Origin of the sequence: Pseudomonas sp. Root71, from assembly GCF_001429045.1 — a bacterium.
Classification (GTDB): domain Bacteria; phylum Pseudomonadota; class Gammaproteobacteria; order Pseudomonadales; family Pseudomonadaceae; genus Aquipseudomonas; species Aquipseudomonas monachiensis.
Genome location: NZ_LMHY01000001.1, coordinates 140,842 through 158,855 on the forward strand (window position 1 = coordinate 140,842; position 18,014 = coordinate 158,855).

General features: G+C 60.5%; 15 protein-coding genes and 1 pseudogene. 7 read left to right on the forward strand and 9 right to left on the reverse strand.

Annotated elements, in window-relative coordinates; all coding sequences use genetic code 11:
* Nucleotides 1–73 precede the first annotated feature (73 nt).
* On the reverse strand, nt 74–1,474 hold the full coding sequence (lpdA, locus tag ASD95_RS00680) for a dihydrolipoyl dehydrogenase (RefSeq protein WP_056726789.1): 1,401 nt from the start codon (nt 1,472–1,474) through the stop codon (nt 74–76).
* Between the two features lie 209 nt (nt 1,475–1,683).
* On the opposite strand from lpdA, the gene hflK (ASD95_RS00685) reads away from it, so the two are divergent.
* From hflK (ASD95_RS00685) to cfaB, 5 genes are all read left to right on the forward strand, one after another.
* On the forward strand, nt 1,684–3,642 hold the full coding sequence (hflK, locus tag ASD95_RS00685; RefSeq protein ID WP_056726790.1) for a protease modulator HflK: 1,959 nt from the start codon (nt 1,684–1,686) through the stop codon (nt 3,640–3,642).
* Nucleotides 3,639–4,679 carry a protease modulator HflC gene (gene hflC, locus ASD95_RS00690; protein WP_082563004.1) on the forward strand — a complete coding sequence of 347 codons (1,041 nt, stop codon included), beginning with the start codon at nt 3,639–3,641 and terminating at the stop codon, nt 4,677–4,679. The genes hflK (ASD95_RS00685) and hflC overlap by 4 nt, the downstream gene beginning before the upstream one ends.
* Nucleotides 4,676–5,734 (forward strand): protease modulator HflK, encoded by a 1,059-nt coding sequence (hflK, locus tag ASD95_RS00695; protein WP_056726792.1) that lies wholly within the window; start codon nt 4,676–4,678, stop codon nt 5,732–5,734. The genes hflC and hflK (ASD95_RS00695) overlap by 4 nt, the downstream gene beginning before the upstream one ends.
* Nucleotides 5,731–7,641 carry a cation-translocating P-type ATPase gene (locus ASD95_RS00700; protein WP_056726793.1) on the forward strand — a complete coding sequence of 637 codons (1,911 nt, stop codon included), beginning with the start codon at nt 5,731–5,733 and terminating at the stop codon, nt 7,639–7,641. Before hflK (ASD95_RS00695) ends, ASD95_RS00700 begins: the two co-directional genes overlap by 4 nt.
* Nucleotides 7,642–7,859: 218 nt before the next feature.
* A complete protein-coding gene (gene cfaB, locus ASD95_RS00705; RefSeq protein ID WP_056726794.1) occupies nt 7,860–9,044 on the forward strand; it encodes a C17 cyclopropane fatty acid synthase CfaB in 1,185 nt (394 codons plus the stop codon).
* On the opposite strand, the gene cls is transcribed toward cfaB, so the two are convergent.
* Nucleotides 9,041–10,480 carry a cardiolipin synthase gene (cls, locus tag ASD95_RS00710; RefSeq protein WP_056726795.1) on the reverse strand — a complete coding sequence of 480 codons (1,440 nt, stop codon included), beginning with the start codon at nt 10,478–10,480 and terminating at the stop codon, nt 9,041–9,043. The genes cfaB and cls overlap by 4 nt on opposite strands.
* Before the next feature lie 132 nt (nt 10,481–10,612).
* On the opposite strand from cls, the gene ASD95_RS00715 reads away from it, so the two are divergent.
* Nucleotides 10,613–11,134, forward strand: a complete 522-nt coding sequence (locus tag ASD95_RS00715) for a DUF3617 domain-containing protein (RefSeq protein ID WP_056726796.1) — start codon at nt 10,613–10,615, stop codon at nt 11,132–11,134.
* A gap of 125 nt (nt 11,135–11,259) precedes the next feature.
* Here the strand turns inward: ASD95_RS00715 and ASD95_RS00720 are convergent, their stop codons facing one another.
* From ASD95_RS00720 to ASD95_RS00750, 7 genes and pseudogenes are all read right to left on the reverse strand, one after another.
* Nucleotides 11,260–12,138 (reverse strand): His/Gly/Thr/Pro-type tRNA ligase C-terminal domain-containing protein, encoded by an 879-nt coding sequence (locus ASD95_RS00720; RefSeq protein WP_056726797.1) that lies wholly within the window; start codon nt 12,136–12,138, stop codon nt 11,260–11,262.
* Nucleotides 12,139–12,258: 120 nt separating this feature from the next.
* Complete coding sequence (locus ASD95_RS00725) at nt 12,259–12,819, reverse strand: gamma carbonic anhydrase family protein (protein WP_056726798.1); 561 nt, start codon at nt 12,817–12,819, stop codon at nt 12,259–12,261.
* Nucleotides 12,816–13,691 (reverse strand): metal ABC transporter substrate-binding protein, encoded by an 876-nt coding sequence (locus tag ASD95_RS00730; RefSeq protein WP_056726799.1) that lies wholly within the window; start codon nt 13,689–13,691, stop codon nt 12,816–12,818. The genes ASD95_RS00725 and ASD95_RS00730 overlap by 4 nt, the downstream gene beginning before the upstream one ends.
* A gap of 11 nt (nt 13,692–13,702) precedes the next feature.
* Nucleotides 13,703–14,569: a metal ABC transporter permease gene (locus ASD95_RS00735; RefSeq protein ID WP_056726800.1), complete on the reverse strand. Its 867-nt coding sequence runs from the start codon at nt 14,567–14,569 to the stop codon at nt 13,703–13,705.
* Entirely contained in the window at nt 14,569–15,237 is a 669-nt protein-coding gene (locus ASD95_RS00740; RefSeq protein WP_056726801.1) for a metal ABC transporter ATP-binding protein, read from the reverse strand. The genes ASD95_RS00735 and ASD95_RS00740 overlap by 1 nt, the downstream gene beginning before the upstream one ends.
* Nucleotides 15,234–16,130, reverse strand: coding sequence for a GTP cyclohydrolase FolE2 (gene folE2 / locus ASD95_RS00745; RefSeq protein WP_056727028.1), 897 nt, complete (start codon nt 16,128–16,130; stop codon nt 15,234–15,236). The genes ASD95_RS00740 and folE2 overlap by 4 nt, the downstream gene beginning before the upstream one ends.
* Before the next feature lie 145 nt (nt 16,131–16,275).
* Nucleotides 16,276–16,653, reverse strand: a pseudogene (locus tag ASD95_RS00750) (glutamine synthetase).
* Between the two features lie 142 nt (nt 16,654–16,795).
* Here ASD95_RS00750 and zigA point away from each other — a divergent pair.
* Nucleotides 16,796–18,001, forward strand: a complete 1,206-nt coding sequence (zigA, locus tag ASD95_RS00755) for a zinc metallochaperone GTPase ZigA (protein ID WP_056726802.1) — start codon at nt 16,796–16,798, stop codon at nt 17,999–18,001.
* Nucleotides 18,002–18,014 lie beyond the last annotated feature (13 nt).

The window sequence follows — 18,014 nt, forward strand, 5'->3', positions numbered from 1 at the left end:
GCCGCCCGGAGCGGGCTTGCTCCGGGCGGCGTTCCGACGAAGGCGGTGGCCCCGTCACCGCCAGTCCTTTGGATTACATCTGCGTCGCCATCCCTTCCACATTCATCGCCGCCTGACGCAAGGCCTCGGAGCGGGTCGGGTGTGGGTGGCAGGTCAGCGCGATGTCTTCGGCCGAGGCGCTGAACTCCATGGCCACGCAATATTCGCCAATCATTTCACTGACGCTCGGGCCAACCAGATGCACGCCCAGGACTTCGTCCGTGTGCTCATCGGCCAGCACTTTGGCGAAGCCTTCGGTTTCATGGTTGATCTTCGCCCGGCTGTTGGCGGTGAAGGGAAACTTGCCGACCTTGTACGCCCGGCCTTCAGCCTTGAGCTGCTCTTCGGTCTTGCCGACACTGGCCAGTTCCGGTTTGGTGTAGACCACACTGGGGATCAGGTTGTAATTGACCTCGCCCGCCTTGCCGACAATCTGCTCGACGCAGGCCATGGCTTCGTCCTCGGCCTTGTGGGCGAGCATGGGACCCGAGGTCACGTCGCCAATCACCCAGACCCCGGCGGCATCTGTGCGATGCCCTTTGTTGGCGAGCATGCCGCGCTTGTCCGTGGCGAGGCCGACGTTCTCCAGGCCCAGGCCCTGTGTATAAGGTCGGCGCCCGATGGCTACCAATACGTAATCCGCTTCCAGCAACTCGGCGGCACCGCCAGCGGCAGGCTCGATGCTGAGCTGAACGCCATTGGCGGAACTGGTGGCGCTGGTCACTTTTGAACTCAATTTGAAACTCAAGCCTTGCTTGCTCAGGGAGCGCTGCAGGGTTTTGCCGGCTTCGATGTCCACGCCGGGGCAGATCCGGTCGAGAAACTCGACCACCGTCACCTGCGCCCCAAGGCGGCGCCAGACCGAACCCAGTTCCAGGCCGATCACACCGGCGCCGATCACCACCAGGTGCTTGGGCACCTCGCTCAGTGCCAGGGCGCCTGTGGAATCGAGGATGCGTTTGTTATCGATGTCTACACCGGGCAGGGGCGTGGGCTCCGAACCGGTAGCGATGATGATGTCCTTGGCGCTCAGTACTGTCTTGCCGCCGGCGCTATCGGTCACCGTGACTTTGCCCGGCCCATCGATGTGGCCCCAGCCTCTGATCCAGTCGACCTTGTTCTTGCGAAAAAGAAATTCGATGCCCTTGGTCAGCCCGGTAACGCTTTCATTTTTTTGTTTCATCATCTGGGCGAGGTTGAGGCTGGGTTTGACGTCGATCCCCAGGTTGGCGAATTCCGCACCCATGGCCGCGTCGTACAGTTCGGAGGCATGCAGCAACGCCTTGGATGGCATGCAACCAACGTTCAGGCAGGTGCCGCCGAGCGTGGCGCGTCCTTCCACGCAGGCGGCCTTCAGACCCAGTTGTCCGGCGCGGATCGCCGCGTTGTAACCGCCGGGGCCACCGCCAAGTATCACGACGTCATAAGTGCTCATGGATGTACTCCTGGATCGAAAGGGGATGGGTAAAAGTAGTTCCTTGATAAAATTACGATCGTAATATGTGCGTTCGGCTGCATTTCGGTCAAGGCTTCAGCCAAGCGACAGGTTGGGCATCTTTAGATAGCGCGCTTGAATACGGAAATTTCACCATTTCCGTTATATCGTAACGAATGGCCCTGTAAGCGAAGACACTCTGGAGTGGTATGCAAGTCGATCTCGATGTTGATCAAGCGCCGTTAGCCGGGTTGCCGCGCTTTCAGCAGGCGTTCATTCAAGGGCGGCGTTTGCGCCAGTTCGCCATCGGTGCGGGCGTACTCGCGTCGGTGGGTGTGTTGCTGGCGCTGTTTGCCGGGCTGTTTTCGTCGCAAACACTGTGGCCGGCGTTGCTGCTGAACCTGAGCGCGGCGTCTGTGGTGCTGATGGCCGGTTTGCAATCGGCCTGGTGGGTAACCCAGTGGCGTGCGCTGGCGATGAATCCCGAAGTGCCGGTGGTCGTTGTCGACGAGTCTGTCGCGCCTTCGGGGTGGTATGAGCGTTTGCTGGACCGGATCAGCCAGCAATCGCAGCACCTGCTGGGGCAAATCGGCGCGCCGACGCTGTGGCTTGGCGGCTGGGCATTGTTGGCGCTATTGGGCGTGGAACAGGCCTGGAACCTCGCGTTGCCTCCGGCAGCGCTGGGCCTGTCGGCCACTGTCGGGGCAGCGTGCTCCTTACTGTTGGCATTCGGCCTGTTGGTGATGGAGCGCCATCTGGCTCAGGAAAACACCGCGCAATGGCCTGAAGCCGCTGCGTTGGCGCAATTGGCTCGTGTGGCGATCATCAGCCTGATGCTCGGTGCTTTTTGTCTGTTGTTTGCCGATGAAACCTCGGTATGGCCTGTACGCCTGGCGGTGTTGATCGGACTGCTGCCGGGGCTGGTGGCGGCAGAACTGTTGCTGCGCGCGGTGTTGTCACTGTTCAGCCCGCGCCGGGACCGCCTTGAGCCGGAGCTGTTGGCGCGCAGTTTTGTCGCCGACATGCTGCGCTGGCCACCACAGCCATTGCTGGCGTTGCAGCACGAATTGCATAACCGCTTCGGCATCGACCTGCGACAGATCTGGGCCTTCACTTACATGCGTCGGGCGTTCCTGCCGGTGTTGGCGGTGGTGTCGCTGGTTGGCTGGTCGCTGACCGGCATTCACGAGATTGCCCTGCAAGGGCGTGGCATCTACGAGCGATTCGGCAAGCCAGTGGAGGTGTTTGGCCCAGGTTTGCACATGGGTCTACCTTGGCCATTGGGCCGGGTGTTGAACGTCGAGAATGGCGTGGTTCACGAGTTGGCTACCAGTGTTGGAGAAACCACGGCCCCTGCTCAGGCAGACCCTGCGGAAGGCCCGGCCCCGACAATCGCCAATCGCCTCTGGGACGCCAGCCATGTGAACGATAAATCCCAGGTGATCGCCAGCAGCCGAGCCGACAAGCAGAGCTTTCAGATCGTCAACATGGACGTGAGATTCGTCTATCGCATCGGGCTGAGCGATCAGGCGGCATTGGCCGCAACCTATAACAGTGCCGATGTGCCGATGTTGATTCGCAGCACCGCCAGCCGAATCCTGGTTCACGACTTCGCCTCGCGCACACTCGACGGTTTGCTTGGCGAGGACAGGGTAGGGCTGGCCGAAGAAATTGGCCGCGCCGTCCAGGCTGACTTGCAAAAACTCGACAGCGGCGTGGAAATTCTCGCCACGGTGGTCGAGGCGATTCATCCTCCGGCCGGTGCAGCCAATGCCTATCACGGCGTGCAAGCGGCGCAGATTGGCGCGCAAGCCTTGATCGCCCGAGAACACGGCGCCGCTGCCGAGGCCATCAATCAGGCTCAGTTGCAGGCCAGTATTGCCCACGATCAGGCGACGGCCAGCGCCCGAGAAATCAATGCTGGTGCCGAGGCCGCGAACCTGAAATTCAACGCTGAGCAAAAGGCCTATGCCAGCGCTGGCCAGGCCTTCTTGCTGGAGCAGTATTTCAGTCAGTTGTCCCAGGGTTTGGCCAACGCCAAGTTGCTGGTGCTCGATCATCGTCTAGGCGGCAGCAGCAACGCGCCGACCATCGACCTCCGTACTTTCACGCTGCCGGTTGACCCTGCGCCGTCGCGTAAAACCGCTCAGCCAGGAGCTGCCAATTGAGCCAGTCCCATACGCACGATCACGATGACCACGCCGGACACGATCACGGTCATGGCGGGCATCACCACCACGGCCATCACCATCACCACGGCGATCCTCAGGAGGCTGGTCCATTCCCATGGCGTCGGATGGGGTGGGCGGCATTGCTGGTGGCGTTTGCGGTCGCCGCTGCAAGCGTGGTTCAGGTGCGTTCGGGGGAAGCCACAGTGATCACGCGCTTCGGCAATCCATCGCGAGTCTTTCTGGAGCCCGGCCTGGGTTGGCGCTGGCCGGCACCGTTCGAGGCGGCAATCCCGGTGGATCTACGGCTGCGCACCACGTCCAGCGGTTTGCAGGATGTCGGCACCCGGGACGGTTTGCGCATCATTGTTCAGGCCTACGTGGCTTGGCAGGTGCAGGGCGATCCGGACAATGTGCAACGTTTCATGCGCGCGGTGCAGAACCAGCCTGATGAAGCCGCGCGGCAGATTCGTACCTTTGTCGGCTCCGCACTGGAAACCACTGCCAGCAGTTTTGATTTGGCGAGCCTGGTCAATACCGATGCCAGCCAAGTGCGTATCGCCGATTTCGAAACACAACTGCGCAAGCAAATCGATCAGCAGCTGCTCACCACGTATGGCGTGCGCGTGTTGCAGGTCGGCATCGAACGATTGACGCTGCCTTCGGTGACGCTCACTGCGACGGTCGACCGGATGCGCGCCGAGCGTGAAACCATCGCCACTGAGCGCACGGCCATCGGCAAGCGCGAGGCCGCGCAAATTCGTTCCGCCGCCGAGCGCGATGCGCGAATTGTGCAGGCTGATGCCACCGTGAAAGCGGCAGATATCGAAGCGCAATCGCGGGTGGAAGCGGCGCAGATTTACGGTCGCGCCTACGCGGGGTCGCCGCAGCTCTACAACCTGCTGCGCTCGCTCGACACTTTGGGCACGGTGGTGACGCCTGGGACCAAGCTGATTTTGCGCACCGATGCCGCACCGTTCCGGGTGTTGGTTGACGGTCCGCCAAGCCTCGACAACAAATCCGGATCGCAGCCATGAGTTTGGTTCCACGTGGAACAAATGAGTTGAGCAGCCCTTGGATTCAGGCTGGGCGCTTGGCGTTTCTGGCCTTGTATGCGGTAACGGTGTTGGCGGCATTGGCGTGGGCGTTTTCCAATGTGCGGCAGATCGACCCGCAGAATCGCGCAGTGGTTTTGCATTTCGGCGCGCTGGATCGCATTCAGAATGCCGGGCTGTTGTTGGCCTGGCCGCAACCGTTCGAGCAGGTGATTTTGTTGCCAGCGGCGGATCGGGTGATCGAGCGTCGGGTGGAAGGTTTGTTGCGCAGTGGTGCCGCGATGCAGGCAGATCGCGTGGCCAGTTTTGCCACGCCCATCAGCGATGCCCTTGCAGGCTCCGGCTATCTGCTAACGGGTGATGCCGGTGTCGTGCAACTCGATGTGCGGGTTTTCTACAAAGTCACCGAACCCTACGCCTTTGTGCTTCAAGGCGAACATGTGTTGCCCGCATTGGATCGCTTGGTCACCCGTAGCGCTGTGGCACTCAGCGCCGCACGGGATCTGGACACTATCCTGGTCGCTCGCCCGGAATTGATCGGCGCTGACAGTCAGGCGGCGGAGCGACGCGAGCGCTTACGAGGCGATCTGGTACAGGGCATCAATCAACGGCTGGCCGAACTCACCGCGACGGGGCAGGGACTGGGGATCGAAGTGGCGCGGGTCGATGTGCAATCGAGTCTGCCAAGCCCGGCGGTCAATGCCTTCAATGCGGTACTCACAGCGAGTCAGCAGGCCGACAAAGCCGTGGCTAATGCGCGTACCGAAGCCGAAAAGCTGACGCAAACTGCCAACGAGCAAGCCGACAGAACACTGCAAGTCGCCCATGCCCAGGCCAGTGAACGACTGGCCAAAGCATCCACCGACACGGCCACGGTGTTGAGCCTGGCCAAGGCGCAACAACAGGGCACTGACCCGCAAATGCTGCTGCGCATCTATCGCGAGCGGATGCCGAAAATTCTTGGCCAGGCCGGTTCGGTCACGACGGTCGATCCCAAAGACGATTCCCGCCTGATCATTCAGGGAGCTGCACAATGACTGCTCAAATCGCCGCTGCACCGAGCCTGTTGTCTTCGGCCGAACAGCGCCGCGCCGCGCGCCAGTTGACCCTGGCCATGCTTGCATTGGGCCTGCTCGCGCTGGGCTTGATCTGGCGCTGGCTGGCGCCGGAACAGACCGGCGTCAGCCAACTGCTGCTGGGGTTTGCCTCGTTGTTGGTCGCCGTGCCGGTCATGCGCTCGGCCTGGTACAGCCTGCGCTATCCAAGCTTGCATGGCATCACCGATCAATTGATCGCCCTGGCCATGCTGGGTGCCTGGGCCACCGGGGATCTGCTGACGGCGGCTCTGTTGCCGATCATCATGATCTTCGGTCACGTGCTGGAGGAGCGCAGCGTGATCGGTTCCCAGGAGGCGATTCACGCCCTCGGCAAACTGACCCGCAGTCACGCGCGCAAAGTTCAGGCGGACGGCTCCGTCATCGAAGTCGACAATGGCACGCTCAAGGCCGGCGACCTGATTGAGGTCCGCGCGGGGGACCGGGTGCCGGCGGATGGTCGGGTATTGTCCGGTCAGGCCAGTCTGGACACCGCCTCCATTACTGGCGAATCGGTACCGATGGAGGCGGGCGTCGGCATGTCGGTGTTCGGTGGCGCGATCAACCTCGACGGTTTGCTGCGGATTGAGGTGACCCGCACCGGCCAGGAGTCGACCCTCGGCAAAGTCATCGCCCTGATGCAAAACGCCGAGCGCTCGAAACCGCCGATCACTCGTCTGCTGGAGCGTTACGCCGGCAGCTATATGGTGCTGGTGTTGCTGCTGGCGGCGGTGACCTGGTTTATCACCAACAACGCTCAAGCGATGCTCGCCGTGTTGGTGGCGGCCTGTCCTTGTGCGCTGGTGTTATCGGCACCGGCGACGGCGATTGCCGGGGTGGCGGTAGCGGCACGCCACGGGATTCTGATCCGCAGTTCTGCGTTCCTCGAAGAGTTGGCGGACCTGACTTCGCTGGTGGTCGACAAGACCGGGACGCTGACCTTCGGCACCTTGCGCCTGCAATCCATCGACAGCCCGCTGGAGGATCGCAGCCCTGTCCTCACGCTCGCTGCCAGCCTCGGTTCGGCCAGCAGTCACCCGGTCAGTCGTGCGCTCGCGGGGTTGGTGACCCAGGAGCATTTCCTGCTGCTTTCCGACATTCATGAGCGCCAGGGCCTGGGCGTGGTGGCGATGACCGGGCAGGGCAAAGCGGCGCTCGGTCGGCCGGAGTTGTTTGCGCAACTGGGCATCAGCACAACGGCGGTTCCCGATCATGACGGTCCGATTGCCGGGTTGGCGCTCAATGGTGAATTCCTCGCCTGGCTGTTGTTGGCCGACAGCGTCAAACCCGAGGCGCAGTTTGCCTTGGGTGAGTTGCGTGAATTGGGCTTGGGTCGCCAGTTGTTGCTCACCGGTGACCGCCACAGCGTCGCGCAAACGCTCGCTCGGGATGTCGGGATCAGTGACGTCGAAGCGCAAGCCCTGCCCGAAGACAAACTCAACCGCGTGCTGAAAGAAATCGACAGCGGTTTCCGGCCGATGGTGGTCGGAGATGGCATCAACGACTCCCTGGCCCTCAAGGCTGGCGTGGTGGGTGTGGCCATGGGCGCGGGCGGTGCGGACATCGCCCTGGCATCGGCGGACATCGTGCTGATCGGCAGTGACCTGCGCCGCCTCGGCACCTGCGTGCGCCTGAGTCGTCAGTGCCGCCAGACATTACAGGTGAATGTGGTCATCGGTCTGGGCTGGACCCTGGCTATCGTGGCCTTCGCCGCGTTTGGCTGGCTCGGCGCTGCCGGGGCGATGATTGCGGCGCTGCTGCATAACCTCAGCACCTTGCTGGTGTTGGGTAACGCCGGTCGTTTGCTGCGGTTTCAGGAGCCGTTGCTCAAGCTCAAGGACGAAGCCTGAATGCGAATGCTCTAAACCGGGTGATCACGGTGCTTAATCTTTTTTAGAACTGTGCGCCCGGTTCGTAGTCATTGGAAATGAGGGCACATCTTTTTGTGCGTTCGCGGCGGCAGGTGTGGGCTTCGCGAATCATTGAAAACGGCTGTTAATTCGATAGCCAGCTATTTTTCAAAGATGGTCTACCCTCTGATCAGACGTCTGAAACAAGGGGAATTTCCATGCTCGCGCAACTTCCACCGGCCTTACAGAATCTGCAATTACCGCTTCGCCTGAGACTCTGGGATGGCCATGAACTCAATCTGGGACCGGCGCCCAGCGTCACGATTGTGGTCAAGGATCCACAAATGGTCACTCAGTTTACCCATCCAAGCCTGGACGCCCTCGGTGCTGCGTTTGTCGAAGGCAAACTGGAACTCGAAGGCTCCATCAGCGAAGTGATCCGCGTCTGCGATGAATGGAGCCAGGCGTTGCTGGACGAAGACGACGACAACCAGCCTGTCCGTAGTGCCCATGACAAAGAGACTGACGCCAAGGCGATTTCCTACCACTACGACCTTTCCAACGCGTTCTATCAACTGTGGCTCGACAGCGATATGGCGTATTCCTGCGCTTACTTCGAGACCGGCAGCGAAAGCCTCGAGCAGGCCCAGCAAGCCAAGTTCCGTCATTTGTGCCGCAAGCTGCGCCTGCAGCCCGGCGAATATCTGCTGGATGTGGGTTGCGGGTGGGGCGGATTGGCGCGTTATGCGGCGCGGGAGTTTGGCGCGAAAGTGTTCGGTATCACCCTCAGCAAGGAGCAGTTGGCCCTGGCCCGGGAACGCGTAAAAGCGGAGGGCCTGGAGGATCTGGTCGAACTGCAACTGCTCGACTATCGCGATCTGCCGCAGGATGGCCGTTTCGACAAGGTTGTCAGCGTCGGCATGTTCGAACACGTCGGCCACGCCAATTTGGCGGAGTACTGCAAGACCCTGTTCGGTGCGGTGAAAGAGGGCGGCCTGGTGATGAATCACGGGATCACCGCCAAATACACCGATGGCCGTCCGGTGGGACGCGGTGCCGGCGAATTCATCGAGAAATACGTGTTCCCCAACGGCGAACTGCCGCACCTTTCAATGATCTCTGCCGAGATCAGTGAGGCCGGGCTGGAGATCGTCGACGTCGAAAGCTTGCGCCTGCACTACGCACGCACGCTCGATCACTGGAGCGAGCGCCTGGAGGACAACCTCGAAGCGGCGTCCAAACTCGTACCGGAACAAGCCCTGCGTATCTGGCGGCTGTACCTGGCCGGTTGCGCTTACGCGTTTGCCCGGGGCTGGATCAACCTGCACCAGATTCTCGCGGTGAAGGCCCACGCCGATGGCAGTCATGAACTGCCATGGACCCGTGACGATATCTACCTCTAGAGAACCGGCGAAATAAGCCGGGCGACCCGCATGCCGACCTGCTGCAGGCGGTGGGTCTCCCGGCCTTCTCCTTTGGCGATTTCGTGGGCGTTGGCGAAATCATCGTTGAGCATCTGTTCCACCTCGGCGGCAAAGGCGCGGTCGACGGTCAGCAGCATCACTTCAAAATTCAGCCGGAACGACCGGTTGTCCAGGTTGGCGCTGCCGATGGCGCTGATTTCGCTGTCGATCAACACCACTTTCTGGTGCAGGAATCCGGGCTCGTAACGGAACACCCGCACACCGGCGCGCACTGCTTCGAAGGCGTAGAGGCTGGAGGCGGCGTAGACGATTCGGTGGTCGGGTCGAGACGGCAACAGCAGCCGTACATCCACACCCCGCAGCACCGCCAGGCGCAACGCTGCGAACACGGCTTCATCGGGGATGAAGTACGGGCTGGTGATCCAGACCCGTTCCGTCGCCGCATGGATCGCTTCGACAAAGAACAGAGAGCAGGTTTCGTAGGCGTCTGCCGGGCCGCTGGCGAGCAACTGGCACAGCACGCCGTCTTCCGGGTAAACCTCGGGCAGGATCAGTGGCGGCAGGGCATGAGCCACCCAGAACCAGTCTTCAGCGAAAGACTCCTGCATGCACGCCACCACTGGCCCGCGCACTTGCACGTGGGTATCGCGCCAGGGGGCCAGGGGCGGTTTTTCGCCCATGTATTCATCACCGACGTTGTGCCCGCCGACGAAGCCGAGAATGCCGTCTACGACCACTATCTTGCGATGGTTGCGGAAGTTCACCTGAAAGCGATTGAACCAGCCACTACGGGGGCCAAAAGCCTTGACCTCGACTCCGCCATCACGCAAAGCCTGCACGTACCCGTTGGGCAGGGAGTGACTGCCGATTCGGTCATACAACAGGTAGATCGCCACGCCTTCGGCGGCTTTCTTCAACAGCAAAGTCTGCAGGAGTTGGCCTAGGCGGTCGTCGTGGACGATGAAAAACTGGATCAGCACGGCTTCTTTGGCCTGGCTGATGGCATCAAAAATGGCGTCGAATGTCGCCTGGCCGTTGATCAACAGCCGCGTCTGGTTATTGGCCAGGCAGGGCATGTGTCCGAGCTTGGGCATCGCTCTGAGTGAGGCGTAGGCAGAAGACGCGCGGGCGGTGAGCGCTTCCTCTACCCAAGGTCGCCAGTTGAGTTCGGAAACGGCCTTGCGCATCTCCTCGTTGGCCTGCCGCCGCGCCTTGATATAGCCATCAAAGGTGCTGCGGCCGAACATCAGGTACGGGATCAGCGTGAGGTAAGGGATGAAAAACAGCGACAGGGCCCAGGCGATCGAGCCTTGGGCGGTACGGACGGTCAACACGGCATGTATGGCCGCGATCATGCCCAGCGAGTGCAACAGGGCGATGGTATAACCGAAAATATGCGGTCCGAAATAATCCATGGGGGCTGCCTTGCTCCTGAAGATTCAGTGCTTAACAGACCATGTTCCGTGCAGAATGTCGCTAATTAATTCGCCCATGAACCGAAGCTTGCGGCTGACGTCTAACGGCCACTACTGATCAGGAGTTACTCGATGAACGTTCGTCTGCTGGGTTTGGCCATGGCACTGGGTTTGGCACTTCCTGTGGCGGCTCACGCGCAAATGCTGCAACCAGGATTGTGGGAGATGACCACGAGCAACATGAAGGTCGACGAGCAGAATATGCCGGACCTGCAATTGATCCTCGGCCAGATCCAGAGCCAGATGACCCCTGAGCAGCGCGCCCAACTGGAAAAGCAGGGCATCACCATGGGCGGAAAAGGGATCCGGGCGTGCCTGACCCCTGAGCAGGTCAAGACCGACAACATCCCGCTGACCGATCCGCAGTCTGGCTGCAAACAGGAAATCACCGACCGCTCCGGCAATCAGTGGAAATTCCGTTTCAGTTGCCCGAGAGCCCAGGGTGCCGGCGTGGCGACGTTCCTCAGTGATCGCGAATTCACCACCAAGGTCAACGGGACGTTCAACGCCACCGGCATTCAGCAGAAGGGCAGCCTCGAATCCCGCGCCGTCTGGTTGGGGCAGGATTGCGGCACGGTGAAGCCAAGAGCTTAAAAGCTTCGTCGGATCGCCTTCGCGAGCAAGCCCGCTCCCACACTGGATCTGTGGTGTTCACAAAACCAATGTGGGAGCAGGCTTGGTCCGGGCGGCGTTCCGACGAAGGCGTCCACCCAGCCTCCCTAGATCCCCGGCCGACTCAACCACTCACACGCCGCCTCGACAGCCATCCGGCCAAAATCCTCCCCCGTGCGGCTGCGCACACTGACAAACCCCCCAGCCTGTTCCTTTTCACCAACCACGACCAGGTACGGCACGGTCTGGCTGTGCTGGCGAATCTTGTAGCGGACTTTTTCGTTTCGCAGATCGGCCTTGGCGCGCAAGCCTTTTTGGCGCAAGGATTCGGTCACCGCTTGGGCATAAGTTGCCTGGCGGTCATCCATGCTCACGACGACCACATGGGGTGGAACGCGCCAGTGTTGCAGTTCCTGATGGCTGGACCAGCAGGTGCCGTAGATCCGTTGCTGTAACGTGCCGCTGATGTGATCGAGGGCAAAGGCCTGCAAGACTTTGGTGGTGGGGACGTGCGGTCCGTGACTTTGGTACTCGGTGTCCCCCAGACGGTACAGCGGCACTGCTTCGCGCGCCGGCCGTCGACGGATCGAGTGATTGGTCGCTGCCAGTGACTGCATGCGCGCTTCGATGAGGGGCAGGTCTGCCGGGGTCAGCGGTTGCTCGACTGTGAACTCGTAAAAGAAACCGTCACCCAATTCCTTTCCCGCACGCATTTGCGCATGAGGGTGCAGTTGCTTGACCGCCATGGCCAGCATCAACGCGCAGGAGCGGCGCAGGATCTCCAAGCCATCCGGCTCCCGGGGGGTGACAATGCTGACGCGGGCATCCGCCTCGATCAGGTATTCGCAGTCCACCAATACACCATTGACTCGACCTGCTACGGCTGCGCTGGCCAGTTCGAGACCGATGCTGGCGGCCATCTCGTGCACGGACAGTGGCTGGTCGTATTCACGCAATGAACCATCGGGCAGGGTGATCTGGATCATGGTCGGCGTACTCACGTGCTTCTAACGAGCGTTATCGCATAAACCGTAGGGGTAAACATTAAGACGTTTGTCGTGCCAGGCAATTTGTCCTGACACGATGGCTGTTTTTGGCCACCCGCGTCAGAACTCGTTTTGCAGGGCTTTGTAGCCGCGCACCAGATCGACGTTGGTGCGCGCCACGTCTTCGGAAAACTCCGAGGCACTGACACTTACCGGCGGGTATTGCGAGAGGTCGGTGTTGGGGCCAATCCGCGTGGTGGAGGGCACGTAGAAGGCTTCAGGCAGGTCACGACCGTCCACCACCGAGTTGTGCCGCACCACGCAACCGTCACCGACCACACAGTTGAACAGTACGCTGTTGAAGCCGATGAACACTCGATTGCCCACGATGCAGGGACCATGCACGATCGAGCGGTGGGCGATGGAACTGAACTCGCCAATGGTCACCGCCGCACCGGATTTGGAATGGATCACCACGCCGTCCTGGATGTTCGAGTTGGCACCGATGGTGATCGGCTGCATGTCGCCTGAGTCATCGACTTCGTCTGCGCGGATCACCGCGTAGGGCCCGACGAACACGTTCTCGCCGATCACCACTTTGCCGCAGATGATCGCCGTCTTGTCGACGTAGGCCGACTCGGCAATCAGCGGTAAATCTCCGGAAGGGTTCTTGCGGATCATGGCTTGCTCAACGCGTTGTACAGGGTGTTGAGGTTGTACTCGAACAACCCGGTGAAGGTGCTGGCCGGACCGCTCGCCGCCAGGGCATCGGAGTACAGCGTGCCGCCGATCTGCGCGCCGCTTTCATCCGCGATCTGCTTGAGCAGGCGTGCGTCCTTGATGTTTTCCATGAACACCGCCTTGACCTTGGCTTGACGAATCTGGGTGATCAGTGCGGCCACTTCGGCGGCTGAAGGTTCGCGCTCGGTGGACAGGCCTTGAGGCGCCATGAACTCGATGCCGTAGGCTTGGCCGAGATAACCGAAGGCATCATGGGACGTGACGATCTTGCGGTTGCCCGGTGGCAGTGAACCGAGCTTGGCCTTGGCTTCGGCGAGCAGGGCATAGACCTGTTTCAGGTACTCCTGGCTGTTGCGCTCATAGTCGGCGGCGTTCGCCGGGTCGGCGGCAATCAGCGCCTTGGTAATGTTGGCGATGTACAGTTCGGTGTTCGCCAGATTATGCCAGGCGTGCGGATCAGGAACGGTTTCGCCGTCTTCATCCAGGCTACGCGGGATGACGCCGTGGCTTGCGCTGATGACTGGCGCCCGGGTCTCTGTGCTCGTTACCAGGCGATCCAGCCAGGGCTCGAAACCCAGGCCGTTCTTGATGATGAGCCTGGCCTTGAGCAGCGCTTTGGCGTCGTCCGGTGTCGGCTCGTAGGTATGGGCATCCGCGTCCGGGCCGACCATGTTGGTGATCTGGATATGATCTTTGCCGACCTGGCGGGTCATGTCGGCAAGGATGCTGAAGCTGGTGACCACCTGAAGTTTTTCGGCGGCAGACAGCGACATCGACACCATCAAGCTGAACAGCACGAGTAAAGCGCGCATCGGGTAACACCTCATTGGGATGTGAGCAAAGGCGGGTGGCGCAGCAAGCCGTGCACCGGCCCGAACACCACGGACAACAGATACCCACCGCCGGCCACCAGCACGATTGCCGGGCCACTGGGCAGCGAGTAATAGAACGAGATCAATAAACCGAGCCACACCGAGAGGCTGCCGAGCAAGGCGGCGACGACGATCAGCACCGGCAGACGACGACTCCAGAAGCGCGCCGCGGCGGCAGGCAGCATCATCAGGCCGACCACCATCAACGCGCCGATCGCCTGGAAACCGATGACCAGATTCAACACCACCAGCGTCAGGAATACGCCGTGGGCCAAGGGGCCGAGTCGGCTGACCGTTTGCAGAAAAAGCGGGTCGAGGGTGTCGAGCAGTAGTGGTTTGTAGATCAATGCCATGGCCATCAGGCTCAGGCCCGAGACCCAAAGCATGCCGGTCAAGGTCGGGCCGTCGACCGCCAGCGCCGAGCCAAATAACAGGTGCAACAGGTCCAGGCGTTTGCCGGCGATGCCGAGAATCAGTACGCCACCGGCCAGGGAAATCGGGTAGATCGCCGCGAGGCTGGCGTCCTCTCGCAGGCCGGTTCGCCGCGTAATCCAGGCTGCAAGGCCGGCCATGCTCAGGCCAGCGCCGAGACCGCCGATGGTCAACGCCGGGAGGCTCAAGCCGGCAAACCAGAATCCCAGGGCCGCACCGGGAAGGATGCCGTGGGCGACCGCATCGCCGATCAGGCTCATGCGCCTGAGGATCAGAAACACTCCAAGAGGCGCCGTACTGCACGCCAGGAGCAAACCGCCCAGCAGCGCCCGACGCATGAACACGAACTCGTGGAACGGTTGCCAAAGATGCGCGGCAGCGATCATCAGGCCACCTGCGTTTGTGGTGGTTGGCTGATCAGTTCGGTGCTCGGACCGTATACGCAACCGCTGCCTTTGATCTGCAACGTGTGTGGGATGTGCTCGCGGACAGCGGCGAGGTCATGGCACACGACCACCTGTGTCCGGCCTTCAAGGTGCCATTGGTGTATGTGCTTCCAAAGCAATGCCTGGCCGACTTCATCGAGGGCCGCGTGGGGTTCATCCAGCAACAGCAAGGGTGCATCGGTCAGGCTCAATCGGGCGAGCAGGGCGCGTTGCAATTCGCCGCCGGAGAGGGCCATCAACGGTCGATCTTCCAGGCCGTTCAAGCACCAGTTTTCAAGGACGGTTTTCAGTCGTTGGCTACGGATCTCCGGTGACTGTTTGCTGCCCCAGAAACCGGCGGCAATCAATGCCTGAAGGCTGATCGGAAATTGCCTGTCCAGGTGTTGTTGCTGGGGCAGGAACGACAGACTGCGCTTGAGTGGAACACTCAGTCGAACCTTTCCGGCCAACGGTTTTTGCAGGCCAGCGATGACCTTCAACAGGCTGCTTTTCCCGGAGCCGTTCGCACCGATGATGGCGGTCAGGCTGCCCTGCGACAGTTCGAGGTCCAGCGCTGGCGTGAGTGGCTGCCCAGGTGCGCCCCAACGTAAAGCGTGGCAAGCAATCATGCGAGCTCCCAGTTGAAACGGCTTTCGGCTACAGCGTCATGGGCGTGCAGGCTTTCGGCGTGGGTCACACGAATATGGAAGGCATTGATACCTGTGGAGCGCTTCAGGGCCAGATTCAAACGGCGTGCGGCGTCCTCGCAGAACATCAGGTTCTGACCATTGGCGAGGGCGAAGGCCTGTTCGTCGGCGCGCTTTACCGCTGTTTGAACGGCGGTGCCGAGTGCGGCTTCGGCGTCGTTGATGATGGCGATCAGAGGCAACTCGTCCAAAAAATCGGCCAACCGTACGCGCAACTTTGCGCTGCTGCGTTGGCTGTGGGGGGTAGCGATGATGCCGTTCGGGGAGCCGAGCCAGGCTAAAACGTCGGCGTGTTGCGGTGGCTTGTTGGCGAAATCATCGATGAACTGCTGCTGAATCAACTGTCGAGAAAGGGCTGCGGAACACGGGCAGGTTGAGGAATAAGGCACGTCGATTTTTAGTTCCACGTGGAACATTGCGTTTTTCAAGCGCGCTTCGATGGTCACTGGATAGCTTTTCCAGCCGGCCAATGGACTGATCAGCGCCGGCCTTTTCAGCAACAAATCGGCGTGAATGCTTAGGTGTGCGCTACTCGACAGCCCTTCATGACTATCAAGAAAGCGCTGCAAAACCCGCCGCAATAAAACCGGTGAAAGGTTTTCCTGCTCCAGCAATTCAAGCGCCAGATAGAGCCGTGACATATGAATGCCGCGCGCGTTGCCATCGTCGAGGCTAACGCCGGCATCGGCTTTTGCGTTCAATCGTTGGCCATCAAAAAAAACGGGAAGAGCAATGCCGCACATGCCCACCCACTCCAGTGGAAGGGCTTGGCGTGAGGCCTGCGCGGCGATATCCGGCAGAGTCAGCGCATTCATGAGCAGGTCCATCGTGGGAGTTGATTTGTCATGTTATAGTATAACAATAAAATCGGCGATGCCTTTTTCATGAACGGACTTTCATCACGCGCAACCACCACATGCTCAGCCTGATTTCACGCCATCAACAGAAAAACAAAGAGGCCTAACAGCCAGCGATCCGGCTGCAAGTGAACCTGGCGCTGCTGCCGCCGGAGCTGGAAAACCGGTTGATCGTGGTCCAGCCGACGCGCCGGTTGTAGCCAACCCAGGCCTAGCCATCGGAAGCGATACCGGTGAAAAACGTCAGCTGGCCGTAGCGGCTGTTGGTCTGCGCCCAATAGCGTTTTCCGGCCGTTTCGAAGCCCCGCAGATAAAGGGTGTTGCCGACGGTGTTGACGCTGTAGGCGTTGCCCTGCGCATCCTCGCAGGCCAGCAGATTGGCGCTGCGGGTGCATTTGGCCAGGGTCGGGACCTGTGCCATCGCGTCGGCAGCCACCAACAGGGAAAGCATGATCAATGCAGATTTAAGGGCGTTGCGCATGGGCTTTCTCGCGAGGGGAGCGGCGTTCAGCATCCTGTCCTTTGCACTGTCGGGCAAGATGGGATGGTTTATTTGCATTGTTACAGTATAACATTGTGTAGGCCCGACACAGCGACCGGGCATCCCTGTGAGGAATATGCAGATGTCCAATCGACTTCCCGTGACCGTTCTCTCCGGCTTTTTAGGCGCCGGAAAAAGTACACTTCTTAATTACATACTACGTAATCGCGATGGGTTGCGAGTTGCAGTCATCGTCAACGATATGAGCGAAATCAACGTCGATGGCACCGAAGTCCAGCGCGATGTCAGCCTGAATCGCGCTGAAGAACGGTTGGTCGAGATGAGCAACGGGTGTATTTGCTGTACGTTACGTGAAGACTTGCTTGAGGAGGTGAGTCAACTCGCCAGGGAGGGTCGCTTCGACTATCTGCTGATCGAGTCCACCGGTATTTCCGAACCGCTGCCAGTAGCGGAAACCTTCACCTTTCGCAATGAAAGCGGCCAAAGCCTCAACGACATCGCTCGTCTCGACACTATGGTCACGGTGGTCGATGGCATGAACTTCCTGATCGATTACCAGGCTGCCGAAAGCCTGGCTTCCCGAGGAGAAACCCTTGGGGAAGAAGACGAACGTTCGATTACCGATCTGTTGATCGAGCAGGTCGAATTCGCCGATGTGATTTTGCTCAGCAAGATCGACTTGATCAGCAGCCACCAACGCGAGGAGCTGATCGCCATACTTGAGCGGCTCAACGCCCGGGCGGAAATCATTCCGATGGCGATGGGTGAAATCCCCTTGAACAAGATTCTCAACACCGGTCGTTTTGACTTCGAAAAGGCTGCCCAGGCACCGGGATGGCTGCAGGAACTGCGCGGCGAACACGTGCCGGAAACCGAGGAGTACGGTATTGCTTCCAGTGCTTACCGGGCGCGCCGGCCGTTCCATCCGCAGCGTTTCTTCAACTTCATCGACGGTCCTTGGGATAACGGCAAGCTGCTGCGCTCCAAGGGCTTTTTCTGGCTGGCGAGCAAGCACATGGACGCCGGCAGCTGGTCTCAGGCCGGTGGTTTGATGCGCTATGGTTTTGCCGGGCGCTGGTGGCGCTTTGTACCGAAAAACCAATGGCCGCAGGACGAAGAAAGTACCGCCGGGATCATGAAAAACTGGACCGCCGACAGCGGAGACTGCCGCCAGGAACTGGTGTTCATCGGCCAGGACATCGACTTCACGCAACTCACGGCTGAGCTGGACGCATGCCTGCTGACCGATGAGGAAATGGCGCTGGGCGTAGAGGGTTGGCGTTTGCTGCCTGATCCATTCGGCCCTTGGTACGAAGAAGCCGCCTGATCCACTACTGGCG